The following is a 16,938-nucleotide window of genomic DNA, read 5'->3' on the forward strand; positions in this document are numbered from 1 at the left end:
AAAAAAGCGGGGTGCTTGTAATGGCATGGACTAAACCTTATAAGAACGGGAATGTGCGCATTTGTGTTTCTGACGGTCTGGACGCGAACGGCAAGCAGATTGTACACGCCAAAACATGGCATCCTGACCCGAACAAGACCAAAGCCCAGAACGAAAAGGATCTGCAGAGGGAAAAGGTTTTGTTTGAATCCCAGTGTAAAGGCAAAACACCGGTAAAAAACGTCAAGTTTCAAGCGTTCTGCGAAACCTATTTACACGAAATCGCGCCCATCAAGCTGAAAACGAGGACGGTCAAGAGTTACCGCGACTTCACAAAACGCATTTTTCCGGCGCTCGGCCATGTGCCGCTTGGGAAGCTGACGGCGCGGAAGATTCAGCAGTTTGTCACAGCTATGGCACAGCCGGGGGCGAATCCGCGAACCGGGGAAGCGTTCACAAACAAAACCATCCGCAACTATATTTCGTTTTTGTCTGAGGTGCTTTCCTATGCCGTTCAGCAGGGAATCATACAGTCAAACCCGTGTGACAGCGTGATAAAGCCGAAAATCAAACAGTCAGAAAAGAAAATCTATACACAGGATGAAATGCAACGGTTTCTTTCGGCACTCGACACTGATCCGAAAGTTTCCGCAAAATACCGCGCGTTTTTCTATGTTGCGGTTTACACCGGATTCCGCAGCGGGGAAATGCTCGGGCTTCGGTGGTGTGACGTTGACTATGCCCGGCATCTGATCTCGGTTGAACAGGCGCTTTCCTACACGCCGGAAACAGGAAAATTCTTTGATGATCCGAAAACAGATCAGTCAAAACGAACCGTCATGTGCAGTGAGGATGTTTTCACGGTTCTCTCCGTACTGGAAGCGGAACAGGAGAGAAAAGGCACGCGTGAAGCCGGTCTGGTATTCGTCAACGATCTGGGTGAGCCGCTTCAGGCAACAGCTATTAACAACTGGCTGAAACGGTTCTGTGAGCGGTATGATCTCCCGTATTACGGCGTGCATATGTTCCGGCATTTTCACGCAACGGTTTTGGCTATGGCCGGCATCGATCCAAAAACGATCTCGCTTCAGCTCGGGCATTCACAGGTGAGCACGACAATGAACATTTACGCACACGCATTTTCTCGCGCTCAGATGGTGTCAAGCCAATTTGCTAAGGAACTCGGGCACAAGCTTTCATAATTACAGGACAAAAAGAAAAGAGCGGGGAAAACCCGCTCTTTTTGTGTATTTGTGCAGTTGACTGCATTATGCGGAAACGCCCACGCGCACGCACGCAGACGGATTCCACGCAAAGTCTACCACGGTCAGACAGCGCATTGTATTTGCGGCAGACAGGAAGCCGACCGAACGGTCAACCTCAATCACCGGGTTCATTGCAAACCGTACATAAAGCTGTTTCGGGTCTACAATGTAAATTTCGTTGTCTGCGCAGTATTCGGAAATGTTGATTTCCTTTTTCATGAAGTGGGAAGCACCGTCAGCCATGCTATAGGCATATTCATTCGTGCCCTTGAACAGTCCTACGGTATTGTATGCCGTGTTTGCGTTCATGAGCAGAATTGCGTTTCTTGCGTACTTCTGCGGCAACAGGGAAAGACCTTTTGCCACGTCTGCGGCTGTGATTGAGCCGGAAACCTCGACTTCGTTTGTGTTCGGTGTCCATGTGAGGTGCTGCAAGCCGTTGTGCGGTGCAGTGCCTTCACTTCCTGTGATAAACGTACTTTCGAGCGTTTCGACCACTTCGGCCGCGCAAGTGTCGGACATCCACGACGTAAACTGTTCGGCGGTCATGTGCTCCACTGCTGCGCTGTACTGGATTGCACGCATCAGTTCTTTTCCTGCAAGGTCAAGGCTCGACAGGGTAGGCGCATCGGCGCCCACGGCTTCAAGTTCCGTTTTCCATGTAGCTGTATTGGTGCTTGCAATCGGGACTTTCACCGTGCCTGCACCGGTGATGTACATCACGTTTGCACGGCTTAAAAGATCGCTGTATTTTTCATTGCGAATCATCTGATTAAAGATTTCGACCGGCATGACAGCGTCCGCGCCGCTTGTTTTCAGTCCTGCGCGTTCTTCTGTTGTCAAGTTCTTCATTGTACCGGTGGAAATGTATTTCTGAAATGCTCTTAATTCGATATTGTCCATTTTCTCCCTCTTTCCGCGCGCTTGTTGGGGCGCTTTTTCTATCGTTTGGCCGTTTCCGTTGGCAACCGCTGCGGCATCTTTTCGCCTTTTTTCGATAATGCCGCGCAGTTCTACTTCCAACTCAGCGAACCGGCGCAAATTGTCTTTTGCTCTTTTTACGTCATGTTTTCCGACTGTGCTTTCCCACTGGGAACGGATTTCGAGCATTTCCCTGTAGATCGGGTCGCGCTCGTCAATTCTTTTGCGGGCAATCATCGGCAGAGCAGCGTTTCTTTCTTTGGCTTTCTTGACTTCCTCCCGGGTCATGAAATCCTCTGGTTCTGCGTTCTGCACGCTGTCATATTTGCGCATTCTTGATTCAATATCCGCAAGAATGCTGCGTGTTTCGGCGGCTCTGTACTCGTTTCTGTCGGCTTCTGCGCGTGCTTCAAACTGATTCCGTGCGAATACTTCCGTTTGTTCATACGCCGGGAAGCTTACCAGAGAAACGTCATACAACCGTGAAATCTTTGTAATTCTGCGGGTTCTCGTTGTTTCGTCCCATTCCTCACCGGCTGCGACGAACGCGAACGACATTTTATCAACCAACCCGCTCTTTACATCTTCGTAAAGGCTGCGCGCTTCTTCTGATCCGCTCATATCTGCGGAAATAAAAAGCCCGTGTTCATCGACAGACAGGGAAAGCGAATTGTTTCGCGTCCGCGCCAGTACGCGGCCTTGGTGATCGTATCGCAGTACAACGTCCGAAAGGTCCGCATCCATAAGCGCGTTTTTGTCGATGATCTCGCCGTATTCATACCCGGTGAGCGGGTCACTGTATAAAACGGTTCTCTGCTCAAACACAAGAGCATAACCCGAAATTTTGTTGCTCTCTCCGGCTTCCCAGTTAGAGGAGCGAAATTCTTTGTTTTTGTCCATGTGTTCACCATCCTTTTGTTTGGCTCGCTCCGCTTTCAATCCTCCCGGCCTGCATAACGCCGCACGTTAAACAGGGAAAACGGCTGCTTTTATAGGCTAACGCTCGTTTTTTTCGGGCGGTCAGCTGCTTTGAAATGCTTTTTTGATAATTCCGATAAAATCCGGATATCTCCGAACAAGTCCGTGAAAATCTGATCGGCAGGGGGGTCATGTGCCCGTGGAGAGGAAAGACTATAGGCCCTTTCCGGTCGGGAACTACCCGCTCACGGTGTCTGAATGGGGGGGACTTCCGCAGAATCGTTCTGCTGTCTTTCTTCTTCTCGTCCTTGTTTCAATCCGTCCCGGAACGCTTGCATTTGTGCCATTTTCACAAGGCAAACAATTTCATGAATGAACGCGTCGTTTTGTTCCTGCGGCAGATCGAGCAGCATTATTCGCAGATTCACGCGCTTTGCATATTCCCAGAATGTTTCTTCCTGTTGTGTTTTCACCCATTCGTGCAAATGGTCGAGTAGCTCCATTGCTTTTTCATTCTGCATTTTGTCTGATCTCCTTTTCATTTTGTTTTATACTCTCAGGCCTCGGAAGCGTGCGCAGATTTCAACTGCTTTATTGATCCATCGGTACACGGTTCTTTCTGTTGTCGGTGTGTCATACGCCACACGCTTTACGCGCAGCCCGTAGGTTTCGCGCTTTGCCGCCTTTCCTGCGTCTGGGAAGTATATTTCTTTCACTGCATTTACAATGTGCTCTTTGTTTTGTTTCCTGAGAATGAAAAAGGTTTGTTCAACGGCTTCCACGTCTTTCTTTTCTGCGGCTGTTTTGGGAACGGCTCTTTTGCTCTCTACAGCTGCATAATACCGAAACGCCGCTATGATATAGTCCCGTCCATTCATTTTTTCACCCGCTCATTTTAACGAATTTTTTTGCCGTAGTTTGCCGTAGTTTTACCGTAGTTTTTACGAAACAGCACCAAAAAAGACGAAACAACATTGAGAGAATCACTCAAAAAACGCCTATTTATCTGGGTTTGCAGTTGAATGCAAAATGACGTTTTTGACATCTTAACGGGTTCGATTCCCGCTATTCGCTCCAATAAAAGCCGTACTGCATAACTTGCAGTGCGGCTTTTATTCTTATATCAAAACAAAAATACATCATGATGTTTTGCGGATATTTGTTGACAAAGAGTGATATTCATGGTACAATGCGCTCAAACATATCTAATACATATTTTTTTAAAAAAGGAGGGGTTGCTTCTATGACCGCAAAACAACCGATCTATAAACGGGTCTATTCGGACATCCGCAAGAAGATCGAAACCGGCTATTACCCGGTAGGCGTCTTATTGCCGCCCGAGCCTGCGCTCGAAAAAGAATATGACGTCAGCCGTACCACGGTGCGAAAAGCGGTAGACCTCTTGATGAAAGATCAGTTTGTGAGCGTCAAACAGGGATACGGAACCGAAGTGATCCGCAGTAAAGCCGCGCAGAAGCTCAATCAGGTGACCTCTGTGTCACAGACGCTTGCGAACATGGGATATCGGGTAGGCGTCAAAAGCAGTTATATTCAGCGCATCAAAGCGGATGCGTTTTTGGCAAAGGAACTTCAGATTTTAGAAGGCGAGCCGGTGCTGGTGATCAACCGGATTCAAACGGCAAATGACATTCCGATTACGATTGCAAAAAACTATATTCCGGAAAAAAAGGTGCCCGGCCTGTTTGAGGAAAAGGAACCGATTTTATCACTCTATCAATATTTGAGTGAACGGTACCAGATTGCGATTACAGGGTTAAACGACCGGATCAGCGCATGCAACGCAACGTTTGAGGAGGCAAGCGCGCTGCAAACCGAGCCGCAGACCGCACTGCTTACGGTGCATCGCATTTGTTATTCGGGCAGTGAGATTGTTGAGATGGACGATGTCAAGATTTTGGCAAGCTATTATAAATATCAAAGTGTGCTGTAAAAGGAGAAACGAATCATGAAACTGTCAGACATCCAAAGAATGATTGACATCAGTGCGGTTCGCACAGACGTCACCGAACAGGAGATCGACGAGCTGGTGGCGGCGGCAGACCGGTCAAAAGTATTCTGGAGATCGCGTATTTGACAGACGATGAAATCAAACGAGGCGCTGAAATCGCCGTGCAGGCAGGCGTTGCCTATGTCAAAACGGGAACCGGATGGGCAGGAAAGCCGACGACGGTGGAAACGATCCGTTTGATTAAACAGACGATCGGCGACGCGGCGAAGATCAAAGCGGCAGGCGGCGTGCGTGACCTGCGGACGATTTTTGAGATGACAGAGGCGGGATGCAGCCGCTTTGGCATCGGGATTCGCAGCGCCATTCGCATCATGGAGGAAGCAGCGGCGCTCGGCGCAGGGACATTGGCGTTTGAGGAAGTCATGCGGGCACAAGCGAACGCATAACCGGAGGTTGAGCGATGGAGTATCTATTGGCATATGATCTGGGAACGGGCGAATTGAAAACGAGCCTGTTTGACAAAACCGGTCAGTCGAAGGGCTATGTGTTTACCGACTATCAAACATACTATTCCGCAAAGGAGTATCGGGAGCAAAAACCGGAGGACTGGTGGAATGCGGCGGTGCAGTCTACGAAAAAGCTGATAAACGATACCGGCGTTTCCAATACGGAGATCAAAGCGCTTGCCGTTTCGGGACATAGTTTAGGCGTTGTACCGATCGGATATGACGGCACACTGCTGCGTTCACTTGTCCCGATTTGGAATGATGCGCGGGCGACAGCACAGGCGCATGCGTTTTTTGAAACGATTGACGAAAAACGCTGGTATCAAGAAACGGGCAACGGCTTTCCCGCGCATTTATACAGTATTTTTAAAATCATGTGGATGCGCGACCATGAGCCCGAGCGGTATGAACGCTGTCAGTCGTTTATCGGCACAAAGGACTATCTAAACTATAAAATGACAGGCGTGCTGTGTACGGATCACAGTTATGCGTCGGGAAGCGGCGTCTATTCGCTTAAAGAACACGGCTATATTGCAGCGTATATCAAGGCAAGCGGCATTGACCCTGACAAACTGCCACCCATTGTGGATAGTACGACGGTGATCGGGACGCTTTTGCCAGAAGCGGCACAAGCGCTTGGCCTTTCTGTGGATACAAAGGTGTGTGCAGGCGGCGTCGATAATGCGTGCATGGCGCTTGGCGCGGCGTGCATTGAAAACGGGGATGTGTATACGAGCCTTGGAACATCCGCTTGGATTGCGGTCGCAAGCGATGAGCCGGTGATCGATCAGGAGAAGCGTCCCTATGTGTTTGCGCACTGCATCCCGGGAAAATACGTGTCTGCCACCGCGATTTTTTCGGCAGGCAACAGCCTAAAGTGGGCAAAGGACCAGTTCTTTTATGATCTTGCGCAGGGAGAAGCGAATCCCTATGAGGAGATCGACCGCATGGCAAAAAGCAGTGAGCCGGGCGCGGACGGATTGTTTTTCGTTCCGTCATTGGCAGGCGGCAGTCTGCTGGATGCGAGTGTCCATTTAAAAGGAACGCTGCTCGGCTTGGATTTGCGGCATACACGGGCGGATATCGCGCGTGCGGTATTGGAGGGCGTGTGCTTTCATTTAAAGCTTGCGCTTGATGTACTCATGCAGTATGTTCCGATCCGCGATGAGATGCTCATGGTTGGCGGCGGCGCCAAAAGCGCGGTGTGGCGCACACTGTTTGCCGATATTTACGAAAAGACCATCATCACCACAAATATCGGTCAGGATACCGGCAGTCTGGGCGCGGCGGTGATTGCCGCTGTCGGCGCAGGTTTGTGGGATTCGTTTGAGCATGTGAAAACGCTCCATGTGGTGCAGGGCAGGGAAACGCCCGCGCGCGCACAGGTGCCTTATTATCAAAAGCGGCTTTTGTTGTATCGAACCGTGACACAGACGCTTTGTGATCTTTACGATTTGATGCAGACACAATCAGCAAGAGAGGAATGACAGCAATGAATGCGTTTACATTTGACTCGTTTGCATCGCTGATGGAAGCGTTTAAAGAAGAACTCGCCGATACGCTCGCTTCCATGAACGCATCGTTTCAAAAGGCACAGCGTCATCTCTTTTTGTATCGGGACGGGAAGTATCAGGCGTATTTTGATGAAATCAAGCAGGGCGCGCCGATTGACTGGTACGGCAGAAGCCCGATGTGTCCGCTTCCGTATTTGAGCGCGCTGTATCACGGCACCATCGACGCGGCGGTCGATATGGTGTATGAAAGCTATCCGATCAAGGAAAAAGGACTGATGATCGGCACCGCCACCGAAGCGATCAATTCGCTTGCGGCAATCAAAAAGGTCGTCTACGATGAAAAGCAGTATTCGCTTTCGGACGTCGTGCAGGCGTGTGTGGAGAACTACCAGACACCAGAGCAGTCTTTGATGCGTCATGTGCTTTGGAATGCGCCCAAATGGGGCAATGACGACGATTATGTCGATGCGATCGCAAAAGACCTGCTCGGCTTTTGCTTGACACAGGCGACAGCGTATGAGAGCGCGTCAGGCGGCAAGCAGTTAGGCGGCATTCATCAGCCGCATCCGGTTCCCACAGGTGCTGCGCTCATGGCGACACCGGAGGGCAGATATGCAGGCGCGCCGGTGGCGGTGACACTGACGCCGGAAAGCGGCACGATGCAAAACGGACCGACAGCGGCGCTGTTGTCGGCAAGCAAGCTTTGTTCGTTTGACGTGCAGTGGAATTTCTGCGTCATGGTCAACTACTATTCCTCGGTATTTGAGGGAACAGGCGGAAAAGAAGTGTTCAAAACGCTGCTGCGCACCTATTTTCATCAGGGCGGCATGCAGCATCAGCCAAATGTGCTGAATGTCGAAGACCTAAAAGCCGCACAGCGCGAACCGGAGAAATATAAAGACCTGATCGTGCGGCTGTGGGGCGTTTCGGCGCATTTTGTCGATCTGCCCAAAGAACTGCAGGACGAGATGATTGCACGCGTTGCGTAACAGCTTACAATGACTATACGCAAAGGGGTTCGCACGAATTTGTTTTCCAAAACAATTCAATGCGAACCTCATGCTTTTTGATATCTTCATCGGAATAAGCGCATAGATCACAGCCGATGAAGCAAAATCCGTTTTTTAAATAAAATGAAATGGCATTTTCGTTGCAGCTTTGTGTTTCCAAAACAATTCCGCGGAATCCTTCTGTACGTGCAATATGTTTTGCGGTATTCATGAGCATGGTTCCCACTCCCTGATGTCTGACAGAAGGGAATACCAGTAAGTTGCTAACACGCAGACGGTTGTTCCATGATTCACGGCTTAATTCAATCAGTCCGATGTGACGCTTTTGCTCGTCATAAGCAAAAAAGAGCGAAGGATTTTCCAAAAACGGCTGATTGAGCGCAGATTCAAATCCGCGAAATTCCTTGGATGCAAACGCGCACCGCTCAAACGAAACAGAAAATCCGTTTGCCGACTGTGTAACGGCAGGATGAAAATAATGCTGTGTCTGATATTCAAACCGATATGTTTCACCGGTGTGTTCGGTAATATTCTGTTTTACAATCTCAATCACTCCGTTTCGCCTCCTGCCCAAAAATAAACGGATAAATCGACTGTTTCATCCGGCCGGACATATACGCCTTCTGCTTCTAAGAGTAAGCGCTGTTCGTTGATGCCGCCGAATGCAAATGCACTGCTTAAACCGCCGAACCGATTGACCACACGATGGCAGGGGATCACTCCCGGCTCCGGATTGACATGAAGCGCATATCCCACAACACGCGACATTCTGGGATTGCCGCAAAGCAGTGCAATTTGTCCGTAAGTGGTTACCTTTCCTTTGGGGATTTGTTTGACGATTTGATAAATCTTTTGAAAAACAGCGCCGTTTGCCATGGTACATCTTCCTTTCCGTTTGTTTTGAGTATATCACAAAAAAGACTTGCAGTACAGAAAAAAGAACGGTATAATGTCGATAGAATTTAAAAATCCGAAAGGAGTTTTTTGACTATGTTCGATAGAAATGCTTACGAAAAACGTGTCGAATGGTATCAGCACGACCGGTTTGGCATGTTTATTCACTGGGGACTTTATGCGATCCCGGCAAGAGGAGAATGGGTTCGTTCCACAGAGGAATTGACCATTGAAGATTACGAGCCGTTTTTTAATGAATTTGATCCGGTCGATTATGACCCGAAAAAATGGGCATGCCTTGCAAAAGAAGCCGGCATGAAGTACGCCGTTCTGACTGCAAAACATCACGACGGATTCTGCCTGTTTGATTCAAAACTTACGGATTATAAGTGCACAAACACGAAAGCCGGACGCGATTTGGTACGCGAATACCTGGATGCGTTCCGTGCAGAGGGCATTAAGGTGGGCTTATATTATTCGCTGATTGACTGGCATCATCCGGATTTCCCGCATTACGGCGACTGGCATCATCCGATGCGTAATCATCCGGAGTGCTCGAATGAAAACCGTGATTTTGACCGCTATCTCACCTATATGCACGGACAGGTCCGCGAGCTTTGCGAAAACTACGGAAAAATCGACGTCATGTGGTTTGATTTCTCATACGGCGAAATGACCGGCGAAAAATGGAAAGCGACTGAGCTTGTCAACATGGTGCGCAGTTTGCAGCCGGATATTATTCTTGATAACCGCCTGGAAGTGAGCGGCGAGGGATTCGGTTCGCTTGCAACGGAAAATCCGAACGTGTACAGCGGCGATTTTGTGAGCCCGGAGCAGATCATTCCGCCGAATGGACTGATTGATAATCTCGGTCGTCCGCTCGTTTGGGAAGCCTGCGTTACAATGAACAACAACTGGGGTTACAACGCAAAAGATAAAAACTTTAAACCGGCACCGATGCTCATTAAAAAGCTGGTCGAGTGCGTCAGCAAAGGCGGCAACCTGCTGCTGAATGTTGGCCCGGATGCAAAAGGCAACATCCCGGATGAAAGCGTACAGATCTTAAAAGAAATCGGCGCGTGGATGAAGAAAAACAGTGAAAGTATTGTCGGATGCACAAAAAGCGATCTGCCCAAACCGGAAAACGGAAGAATCACGCAAAACGGCAACACAATTTACTATCATGTGATGGAAAACTCCATCGGCTTTGTTCCGCTTTACGGCATTGAAAAAGACCGTGTGAAACGCATGCGACTGCTTTCGGATGGAAGCGAACTGAAAATTGCGCAGTACTGGACAGTCGGAAACTATCCGGATATTGCATTTGTTGAACTGAGCGCAACACCGCACCTTCCGGATGAAGTGGATACCGTTGTAAAAATTGAATATTAAAAACGGATAACAAAACCTGCGAAGGAACTGCTTTGCAGGTTTTGTTTGATTTGCAGCGATATTAAAATTATATATAAATCATTGTATGCCTGGACTACCCATACACTTCTCTTTATCAAGCCGTTTATTCTTTCGATAGAATAGGCGGTTTTTTTATGTCTGTTTTGCTGCATGTATAACGCTCCGCGCTGCCAACGTGCATTTGAATTTATGAGTACGTAATTCATGCATATTTGCAATAAAAGAAAAAATGTGAAAGCTGCAGGAGATGGGTGTCTATGTTCAGAAAATAATATAGTTTGAATACGATAAGGATTCTCACAATTACGCCTCGGCAGATATCGACAAGACATTTTCTAATTCTCTTAAAAAACACTCGGCAGCTTTTGAAAAAACCTGATATCGTTTCCATATGATCGATGCCTCGGCTTCCATTTTCGGAGATAACGGTCTGAAACACAGATTGCTGTCTCCGCTGACATTGATCAGTTTATCAAAACAGATGGCATATCCCAGCCCTTCTTCCACCAACAAAGACGCATTAAATACCAGGTTATATGTGGCTACTATATTCAGTTTGGTGATATCTTGCCCAAACCAGCCAGACATTGGCCAAGCATCTGTTTTTTGTGCCGACAGAATCAATGGCTTGTCCCATAGATCCTGCGGCTGGATCAGATTTTTCTGAGCCAGTGGTGAGTCTTTACGCATTAGTACACCCCAGGTATCGTGGATCGGCATTTTGATGGAACTGTAAATATTCGTGTCCACAGGGCTGTACACTACGCCAAAGTCGATCAATCCCCGGTCTAAATGCTCATGCACAAAGGCGGCATTTCCGCTGAGGATATGGTAATGAATATCAGGATATTTTTCTTGTATGCTTTTGGCGGCTCTTGCAAAGATACGAATCATATCAGATTCACCAGTGCCAATGTAGACATCTCCGGCAATTACTTCATTGGATAAAGAGATCTCGCTTTCTGTCATGCGGACTAACTCCAGAATTTCTTCTGCCCGCTTTCGCAAAAGCATCCCCTCCTCTGTTAAAAGCACTTTGCGGGAGCCTTTTGTTCCGCGGATTAAAAGCTGTTTTCCAAGTTCTTTTTCCAAGGCTTTTAACTGTGTAGAAAGGGTCGGCTGCGAAAGATGCAACGATTCTGCTGCAGAGGAAATATTCTGTTCTCTGGCCACTGCTAAAAAATACTGTATATAGATTTGCCGGAAGAATGGTATCAAGCCTATATCCATTGGTGGAAAAAACGACATGATTTTTCGATTCAAAAAGAGTGGCTGATATTTTGTACCGGTGTTGTCCCTGCTATTTCCAGTATGGTGCGTAAACTGACCACACCGGCAGAAAAAGTTTTGATTCAGACGCCCGTTTACAACATTTTTTTCAATTCGATTTTGAATAATGGACGGCAGGTTTTGGAAAGTCCGCTTTTGTGGGACGGGCAGCAGTATAGGATTGATTTTGCGGATCTGGAATACAAACTGGCAGATCCCCAGACCAGCTTGATGATCTTATGTAATCCGCACAATCCGGTGGGGAAGATTTGGGACAAGGAGACGCTTTCAAGGATCGGAGAGCTGTGTGAAAAATATCATGTAACGGTAATCTCCGATGAGATCCACTGTGATCTGACTGCACCGGGGTGCAGCTATACTCCCTTTGCTGCTGTTTCGGAAGCGTGCCGAAGAATTAGCATTACCTGCATCGCTCCCACCAAAGCGTTTAATCTGGCTGGATTACAGACGGCAGCGGATGAAACACTGCGGCATAAAGTTTGGCGAGGTCTCAATACCGATGAGGTTGCGGAACCAAATGTGTTTGCGGCAGAGGCCGCTATTGCTGCGTTTGAATACGGTGAAGACTGGCTGGATGCGCTGCGGGCCTATATTCATGACAATAAGAAGGCTGCTGCCGGTTATATTGAACAGTATATTCCAAAAGCTGTTCTGGTTCCCTCGGATGCTACCTATCTGCTCTGGCTGGATATCGGGAAAATAGTTGGTTCTGCTGAGGGAGCAGCTGAGTTTATCCGTGCAAAAACAGGTTTATATGTGTCTGACGGCGGACAATATGGAAAAGTAGGAGATCATTTTCTTCGAATCAATGCAGCCTGTCCAAGAAAGATTCTTTTAGACGGTTTGCAAAGATTGGCGGAAGGACTGACCGCCTATGAAGAACGTCTGACTCATTTGTACTGATAAAATGCAGATGAGGAGATATCTTTGAAAATATAGTGTTTTTCTCTTTGTCATATCTTAAAATAGATTGCCTGTTATTACGCAGAGGAGTTCTCAGGCAGCTTGAAACACAATTTCAAATAGTTTTGCGGTTTGTTTTATGACTGCTCTCGTTCTGCGAGAGCAGTTTTTTCATATAAGCTAAACTGATCAAATATGGTTGGAGTTCAAAGCGAACATCTTTTTCTTTTTTTATAAAATAGATGCAGATATAAAGAAAAACTCCCGATTTCTCGGGAGTTTTTCTTTCGCTATTTTGTATCAAAAGCGACATCTTAATCTGGTGCGGGCGACAGGAATTGAACCTGCATGGAAAATCCGCCAGATCCTAAGTCTGGTGCGTCTGCCAGTTCCGCCACGCCCGCATGACGAATACATAACAGTATATCATATTTTTTTATTTTGTCAAGATTGACGTGTCACGTCGTGTTTTTTAGCATTTTTGCGTGAGGTCAGCCAAACAATCAGAGTACCGGCAATGCCGCCGCAGCTGCCGCCAATGATATCAGTCATCGTGTCGATAAGGCTTCCCTGTGCCTGACGGCCAAACAGCATATCACCTGAAAACTCCCAAATCTCCCAAACAGCCGCACTTGCAATCGCAAACAATAGACAAACGAGAAGTGTTACGCGCAGCGGAACCTGTTCACCGGATTTTAATACAAACCGGCCAAAGAGATAGTGTGCCAAGAGCGCTAAAAGCACACCGCTGCTGGTGTGGAGAATTAAGTCATACAGCGAGAATCGGGCATAAAAATGAAGATACGACCCCAAAAACTGCGCTAAAAATGTAAAGATTAAAATGCCAAGATAATAAACCGAATCAAATGAGCGCAAAGCAACAAAATACAGCACATTTGCACCAAGCAAGAGCAAAACAGAATCCATCGCAATCGGGTTTCCTATCAATGCATCAACCAAAAACCATACAACATAGAAAAGGAAAAAGACAATGGATGCCACCAGATTTATTCGATTTTCTTTTTTCAAAACAATCAGCTCCTTTTATGAAATGAGTATAGCATAAAGCGCGAAAAAATGAATGTTCTATCTGTAAATAAATACGCATACAATCAGGTGTGAGGACAAGGAGGTGGTTTTTTGGAGCGTTCTTTTTGTGAAGCAGTTCGATTGCTGCCGCCGTTTTTGAAAGAACCGCTTTTATTCGCCGCAGAGCGAAACCACACACAAATTCGCGAAGTGACGATTCGTGCAGGCGCACCTGTCTGCGTACATACATCCGATGGCATTCGGTTTCTTCAAAAAAACGGCTTTCTGACAACCATGCCGCCTGCAAACTGCTCGGTCAAAATGGAAGAAGTGCAGGAATGTTTGCGATGCTTGACGGAGTACTCACTGCAAAGTGCACAGCCGCAGCTAAAACAAGGTTTTTTGACGCTGCAAGGCGGACATCGTGCAGGGATCGCAGGACGAGCCGTATTACAGGATGGACAGATTTCTTATATCAAAGAAATTTCTGCAATCAGCTTGCGGATTGCACGTGCAGTCTGCGGATGCGGAAAACGGATCTTATCGGAAATTGACTGGAATGCTTTAAACGGGATTCCGTCCGTTTTAATTGCCGGACCGCCGGCAAGCGGAAAAACAACGGTACTGCGCGATGTCATCCGAGGCCTTGCCAGCGGTGAATGCAGCCGTTTTTTTCGTGTGAGTGTGGTGGACGAGCGATCGGAAATTGCGGCTTCTTACCATGGAACCAGCCAGCATGATTTAGGCATTACGTGCGATGTGCTGGATGGTTTTTTCAAAGCCGAAGGAATGATGCTGGCACTTCGGACGCTCTCGCCGCAAATCATTGCAGTCGATGAACTGGGCAGCGAGAAAGACGCTGATGCTGTTTTGCAGGTAATGAGCGGCGGTGCGGCAATGCTTGCGACTGTGCATGCGGATTCTGTCAGCGCGTTGTCAAAACGGCCGGTGCTAAAGCAGCTTTTTGCACATCATTGCTTTGATTTTGTCGTTTTGTTAAAAAGCGCACAGACACCCGGTTTGATTGATGCAATCATTCGTGCTGATGGAATAAAACCGTGGGAGGAAAATTGCCGATGAATTTGACAGCAAGTGTATCACTGCTCATTTTGGGAGTTGTCTGCGGCTGTTATACAGCGTTTCGCTACAGTAAACGGGTGCGTGAACTTTGCGCGATGGAAACGTTTTTTACACGGATTTATGCTGAGCTTTCCTTAGAACAAACGGCAACGGCCGCACTGTTTGCAAAGCTTTCGATGCACTCGTGTGCAAAAACGCTTTGGTTTGTTCCGCGCGTTGCGGAGTCTCTTGCTCAAGGGACATTGTTTCCGCAGGCGTTTGCAGACTGTGTTGCGGACTATCAAAAAACGAGCGCAATGACGAATGAGGATTTTTTCATTCTTGAAAAAGCAGGCGAAACGATCGGCGCATATGATTTGATGACACAGCTTTCCGGCATTTCTTCGCTTGTTCAATCGACAGCTGTGCAGATTGAAGAAGCAAAACAGCTTGTACAAACAAAAGGCAGGCTGATGCGGTCTGTTTTCATTTTGTCAGGCGTGGCGGCAGCTGTACTGATTGTGTAGCGAAAAGAGGAACATACATGGATGTTGATTTGATTTTTAAAATTGCGGCGGTGGGTATTGTTGTAGCGGTTCTGCATCAGATTCTTGTTCGGTCGGGAAGAGAGGAACAAGCGATGATGACGACGCTCGCAGGACTCATTGTTGTACTGATGATGATTGTATATGAAATCAAAGATCTATTTGACGTCATCAAAAACGTGTTTGGATTGTGGTGATAACAATGGAAATCTGGCAATCAGCGGCGCTTGCAGTTGTATGTGCGCTCCTCTGTTTGATCTTGCGGCAATACCGTCCGGAATTTGCGTTGGTCGCTGCTGTTTTATGCGGTGTTTTTCTGCTGACAGCGATTGTCACACAGCTTGCACCTATTTTTTCGGATCTTACAAAGCTTGCCGAACAAGCAAGTGTCGCACCGGTGTATTTAGAGGTGACGATCAAATCGTTTGGTGTTTGCTATTTAGCACAGCTGGCGGCTGATATCTGCCGTGATGCAGGACAAACCGCAATCGCATCAAAGATTGAATTGGCGGGACGCGTGATCGTGGTTGCTTTGGCAATGCCGATGTTTTTTGAGATTATGGAACTTGCTGTCTCAATGATTGCTTAAAAATAACAGGAGCAAGTAAAATGAAGCGAATCATTCTTTTGAGTATTTTTCTGATTTTCTGCACTGTAATACCGGTACATGCGCAGGACACCGATTTTTATGAAGCCTCGGGTGCCGATCGATTGTTTTCTGTGCTGCCTAAAAGCGGTCAGCAGATTCTTTCAGAACATGGCATCTTTGGTGCAGACAGCGACGAAATGCTCTCGCTTTCTTTCGGTGATTTTTTTAAAATTATCGGCGATGAGCTTATAAAAACGGCAAAAAAGCCGCTTAGCTTGTTTGCATCCGGTGTTGCAGTCGCACTGCTGTGTGCGTTGATTGCCCAATTAAAACCGCCTCAGTCCGAAAGCGCAGCCAGAACATTTGATGCAGTCGCGGTGTTGGCGACGGCGATTGTTCTGCTGACACCAGTCAGTGAAATGTTCACAGCGGCGGCACAGTCGCTTGAAGATGTCAGCGCTTTTTTGATTTCGTTCATTCCGGTGTATGCGGGGATTCTGACTGCGACAGGACAGCCGCTTGGCGCTTCACTTGCACAGTCGACGCTGCTTGGCATTTCCGAAATCGTTTCTGTCATCAGCACAACCGTGCTTGTGCCGCTTTTGACGATTTACCTTGCGATGTGTGTTGTCAGCAGTGTCAGCCGCGAATTTTCGATTGATCCGCTGACGGATGGGATCAAATCGGTGATTACGGTCAGTCTTGGCGCATTGCTGACGGTGTTTATCGGTGTTCTCTCGTTAAAAGGCGGACTGGCGCAAAGCGCAGACACCGTTGCGATGAAAACGGCAAAATTTGCGGCGGGTACGGTGTTTCCGGTAGTGGGCGGTGCGGTTTCAGATGCGCTTTCCTCTGTGCAGGGCAGTTTGTCGCTTGTGCGCACCTCAGTGGGAACGTTTGCATCCATCGGCGTGGGGGTATCGTGTTTGCCGGCACTGCTGTCACTGCTTCTGACCCAGATGGCGCTGACATTTTCCGCCGCCATCGCGCATGTTTTATCAGCGGAACGTGTTGCATGCGTACTCAAACGTGCGGCAGGTGTTTTGTCGCTGTTAACTGGGATTGTTGCCGTATTTGCAGTGCTTGTGATTATTTCGCTCGGGATTTTGCTTCAGGCGGCAGGAGGCGGATGAC

The 16,938-nt window shown here is 47.8% G+C and carries 20 protein-coding genes and 1 tRNA gene; 13 read left to right on the top strand and 8 right to left on the bottom strand.

Annotated elements, in window-relative coordinates; translation table 11 throughout:
- Positions 1-20 precede the first annotated feature (20 nt).
- Positions 21-1,181 carry a tyrosine-type recombinase/integrase gene (locus tag H6A12_RS00610; protein ID WP_204443660.1) on the top strand — a complete coding sequence of 387 codons (1,161 nt, stop codon included), beginning with the start codon at positions 21-23 and terminating at the stop codon, positions 1,179-1,181.
- Positions 1,182-1,247: 66 nt separating this feature from the next.
- Here H6A12_RS00610 and H6A12_RS00615 read toward each other — a convergent pair whose 3' ends face one another.
- The 3 genes from H6A12_RS00615 to H6A12_RS00625 all read right to left on the bottom strand — a co-directional run bounded on the left by H6A12_RS00615 (position 1,248) and on the right by H6A12_RS00625 (position 3,961).
- A complete protein-coding gene (locus tag H6A12_RS00615; protein ID WP_204443663.1) occupies positions 1,248-3,065 on the bottom strand; it encodes a phage major capsid protein in 1,818 nt (605 codons plus the stop codon).
- Positions 3,066-3,328: 263 nt separating this feature from the next.
- The gene (locus H6A12_RS00620) at positions 3,329-3,604 is read right to left on the bottom strand and encodes a hypothetical protein (protein WP_204443665.1); all 276 of its coding nucleotides are present in this window, start codon (positions 3,602-3,604) and stop codon (positions 3,329-3,331) included.
- Positions 3,605-3,631: 27 nt separating this feature from the next.
- A complete protein-coding gene (locus H6A12_RS00625) occupies positions 3,632-3,961 on the bottom strand; it encodes a hypothetical protein (protein ID WP_204443667.1) in 330 nt (109 codons plus the stop codon).
- Between the two features lie 365 nt (positions 3,962-4,326).
- Here H6A12_RS00625 and H6A12_RS00630 point away from each other — a divergent pair, with 365 nt between their 5' ends.
- The 5 genes from H6A12_RS00630 to H6A12_RS00645 are packed head-to-tail and all read left to right on the top strand — an operon-like array spanning position 4,327 to position 8,061.
- Positions 4,327-5,034, top strand: a complete 708-nt coding sequence (locus tag H6A12_RS00630; protein WP_204443669.1) for a GntR family transcriptional regulator — start codon at positions 4,327-4,329, stop codon at positions 5,032-5,034.
- A gap of 15 nt (positions 5,035-5,049) precedes the next feature.
- Complete coding sequence (locus H6A12_RS13550) at positions 5,050-5,178, top strand: hypothetical protein (RefSeq protein ID WP_275955271.1); 129 nt, start codon at positions 5,050-5,052, stop codon at positions 5,176-5,178.
- Complete coding sequence (locus H6A12_RS00635; RefSeq protein WP_204443671.1) at positions 5,175-5,498, top strand: hypothetical protein; 324 nt, start codon at positions 5,175-5,177, stop codon at positions 5,496-5,498. The genes H6A12_RS13550 and H6A12_RS00635 overlap by 4 nt, the downstream gene beginning before the upstream one ends.
- 14 nt (positions 5,499-5,512) lie before the next feature.
- Positions 5,513-7,045, top strand: coding sequence for a xylulokinase (locus H6A12_RS00640; RefSeq protein WP_204443673.1), 1,533 nt, complete (start codon positions 5,513-5,515; stop codon positions 7,043-7,045).
- Entirely contained in the window at positions 7,042-8,061 is a 1,020-nt protein-coding gene (locus H6A12_RS00645) for a pyruvate formate lyase family protein (protein ID WP_204443675.1), read from the top strand. Before H6A12_RS00640 ends, H6A12_RS00645 begins: the two co-directional genes overlap by 4 nt.
- A 13-nt stretch (positions 8,062-8,074) precedes the next feature.
- Here H6A12_RS00645 and H6A12_RS13555 read toward each other — a convergent pair whose 3' ends face one another.
- Entirely contained in the window at positions 8,075-8,635 is a 561-nt protein-coding gene (locus H6A12_RS13555; protein WP_204443678.1) for a GNAT family N-acetyltransferase, read from the bottom strand.
- On the bottom strand, positions 8,632-8,958 hold the full coding sequence (locus H6A12_RS00655; protein WP_204443680.1) for an MGMT family protein: 327 nt from the start codon (positions 8,956-8,958) through the stop codon (positions 8,632-8,634). The genes H6A12_RS13555 and H6A12_RS00655 overlap by 4 nt, the downstream gene beginning before the upstream one ends.
- Before the next feature lie 114 nt (positions 8,959-9,072).
- Between H6A12_RS00655 and H6A12_RS00660 the strand changes: the two genes are divergently transcribed.
- Positions 9,073-10,368 (top strand): alpha-L-fucosidase, encoded by a 1,296-nt coding sequence (locus H6A12_RS00660; protein ID WP_204443682.1) that lies wholly within the window; start codon positions 9,073-9,075, stop codon positions 10,366-10,368.
- A gap of 324 nt (positions 10,369-10,692) precedes the next feature.
- On the opposite strand, the gene H6A12_RS00665 is transcribed toward H6A12_RS00660, so the two are convergent.
- On the bottom strand, positions 10,693-11,619 hold the full coding sequence (locus H6A12_RS00665) for a LysR family transcriptional regulator (protein WP_204443999.1): 927 nt from the start codon (positions 11,617-11,619) through the stop codon (positions 10,693-10,695).
- On the opposite strand from H6A12_RS00665, the gene H6A12_RS00670 reads away from it, so the two are divergent.
- On the top strand, positions 11,587-12,582 hold the full coding sequence (locus H6A12_RS00670; protein ID WP_345941204.1) for a MalY/PatB family protein: 996 nt from the start codon (positions 11,587-11,589) through the stop codon (positions 12,580-12,582). The genes H6A12_RS00665 and H6A12_RS00670 overlap by 33 nt on opposite strands.
- 320 nt (positions 12,583-12,902) lie before the next feature.
- Here the strand turns inward: H6A12_RS00670 and H6A12_RS00675 are convergent.
- A tRNA-Leu gene (locus H6A12_RS00675) sits at positions 12,903-12,986 on the bottom strand.
- Between the two features lie 40 nt (positions 12,987-13,026).
- Positions 13,027-13,611 carry a hypothetical protein gene (locus H6A12_RS00680; protein WP_204443684.1) on the bottom strand — a complete coding sequence of 195 codons (585 nt, stop codon included), beginning with the start codon at positions 13,609-13,611 and terminating at the stop codon, positions 13,027-13,029.
- Positions 13,612-13,722: 111 nt separating this feature from the next.
- On the opposite strand from H6A12_RS00680, the gene H6A12_RS00685 reads away from it, so the two are divergent.
- The 5 genes from H6A12_RS00685 to H6A12_RS00705 are packed head-to-tail and all read left to right on the top strand — an operon-like array spanning position 13,723 to position 16,937.
- On the top strand, positions 13,723-14,691 hold the full coding sequence (locus H6A12_RS00685) for a stage III sporulation protein AA (RefSeq protein ID WP_204443686.1): 969 nt from the start codon (positions 13,723-13,725) through the stop codon (positions 14,689-14,691).
- Entirely contained in the window at positions 14,688-15,197 is a 510-nt protein-coding gene (locus H6A12_RS00690; protein WP_204443688.1) for a stage III sporulation protein AB, read from the top strand. Before H6A12_RS00685 ends, H6A12_RS00690 begins: the two co-directional genes overlap by 4 nt.
- A 17-nt stretch (positions 15,198-15,214) precedes the next feature.
- Entirely contained in the window at positions 15,215-15,412 is a 198-nt protein-coding gene (gene spoIIIAC / locus H6A12_RS00695; RefSeq protein WP_204443691.1) for a stage III sporulation protein AC, read from the top strand.
- A 5-nt stretch (positions 15,413-15,417) separates the two neighbouring features.
- The gene (locus H6A12_RS00700) at positions 15,418-15,804 is read left to right on the top strand and encodes a SpoIIIAC/SpoIIIAD family protein (protein WP_204443693.1); all 387 of its coding nucleotides are present in this window, start codon (positions 15,418-15,420) and stop codon (positions 15,802-15,804) included.
- A 20-nt stretch (positions 15,805-15,824) separates the two neighbouring features.
- The gene (locus tag H6A12_RS00705) at positions 15,825-16,937 is read left to right on the top strand and encodes a stage III sporulation protein AE (RefSeq protein ID WP_204443695.1); all 1,113 of its coding nucleotides are present in this window, start codon (positions 15,825-15,827) and stop codon (positions 16,935-16,937) included.
- The last annotated feature ends 1 nt before the right edge of the window (position 16,938 follow it).

Origin of the sequence: Merdimmobilis hominis, from assembly GCF_016901855.1 — a bacterium.
Taxonomy (GTDB): Bacteria; Bacillota; Clostridia; order Oscillospirales; family Ruminococcaceae; genus Paludihabitans.

Bases quoted from the DNA above. Each gene is read 5' to 3' on its own strand.
- H6A12_RS00610 (WP_204443660.1), top strand. From the start codon at position 21: ATGGCATGGACTAAACCTTATAAGAACGGGAATGTGCGCATTTGTGTT.
- H6A12_RS00615 (WP_204443663.1), bottom strand. From the start codon at position 3,065: ATGGACAAAAACAAAGAATTTCGCTCCTCTAACTGGGAAGCCGGAGAG.
- H6A12_RS00620 (WP_204443665.1), bottom strand. From the start codon at position 3,604: ATGCAGAATGAAAAAGCAATGGAGCTACTCGACCATTTGCACGAATGG.
- H6A12_RS00625 (WP_204443667.1), bottom strand. From the start codon at position 3,961: ATGAATGGACGGGACTATATCATAGCGGCGTTTCGGTATTATGCAGCT.
- H6A12_RS00630 (WP_204443669.1), top strand. From the start codon at position 4,327: ATGACCGCAAAACAACCGATCTATAAACGGGTCTATTCGGACATCCGC.
- H6A12_RS13550 (WP_275955271.1), top strand. From the start codon at position 5,050: ATGAAACTGTCAGACATCCAAAGAATGATTGACATCAGTGCGGTTCGC.
- H6A12_RS00640 (WP_204443673.1), top strand. From the start codon at position 5,513: ATGGAGTATCTATTGGCATATGATCTGGGAACGGGCGAATTGAAAACG.
- H6A12_RS00645 (WP_204443675.1), top strand. From the start codon at position 7,042: ATGACAGCAATGAATGCGTTTACATTTGACTCGTTTGCATCGCTGATG.
- H6A12_RS00655 (WP_204443680.1), bottom strand. From the start codon at position 8,958: ATGGCAAACGGCGCTGTTTTTCAAAAGATTTATCAAATCGTCAAACAA.
- H6A12_RS00660 (WP_204443682.1), top strand. From the start codon at position 9,073: ATGTTCGATAGAAATGCTTACGAAAAACGTGTCGAATGGTATCAGCAC.
- H6A12_RS00665 (WP_204443999.1), bottom strand. From the start codon at position 11,619: ATGGATATAGGCTTGATACCATTCTTCCGGCAAATCTATATACAGTAT.
- H6A12_RS00690 (WP_204443688.1), top strand. From the start codon at position 14,688: ATGAATTTGACAGCAAGTGTATCACTGCTCATTTTGGGAGTTGTCTGC.
- spoIIIAC (WP_204443691.1), top strand. From the start codon at position 15,215: ATGGATGTTGATTTGATTTTTAAAATTGCGGCGGTGGGTATTGTTGTA.
- H6A12_RS00700 (WP_204443693.1), top strand. From the start codon at position 15,418: ATGGAAATCTGGCAATCAGCGGCGCTTGCAGTTGTATGTGCGCTCCTC.
- H6A12_RS00705 (WP_204443695.1), top strand. From the start codon at position 15,825: ATGAAGCGAATCATTCTTTTGAGTATTTTTCTGATTTTCTGCACTGTA.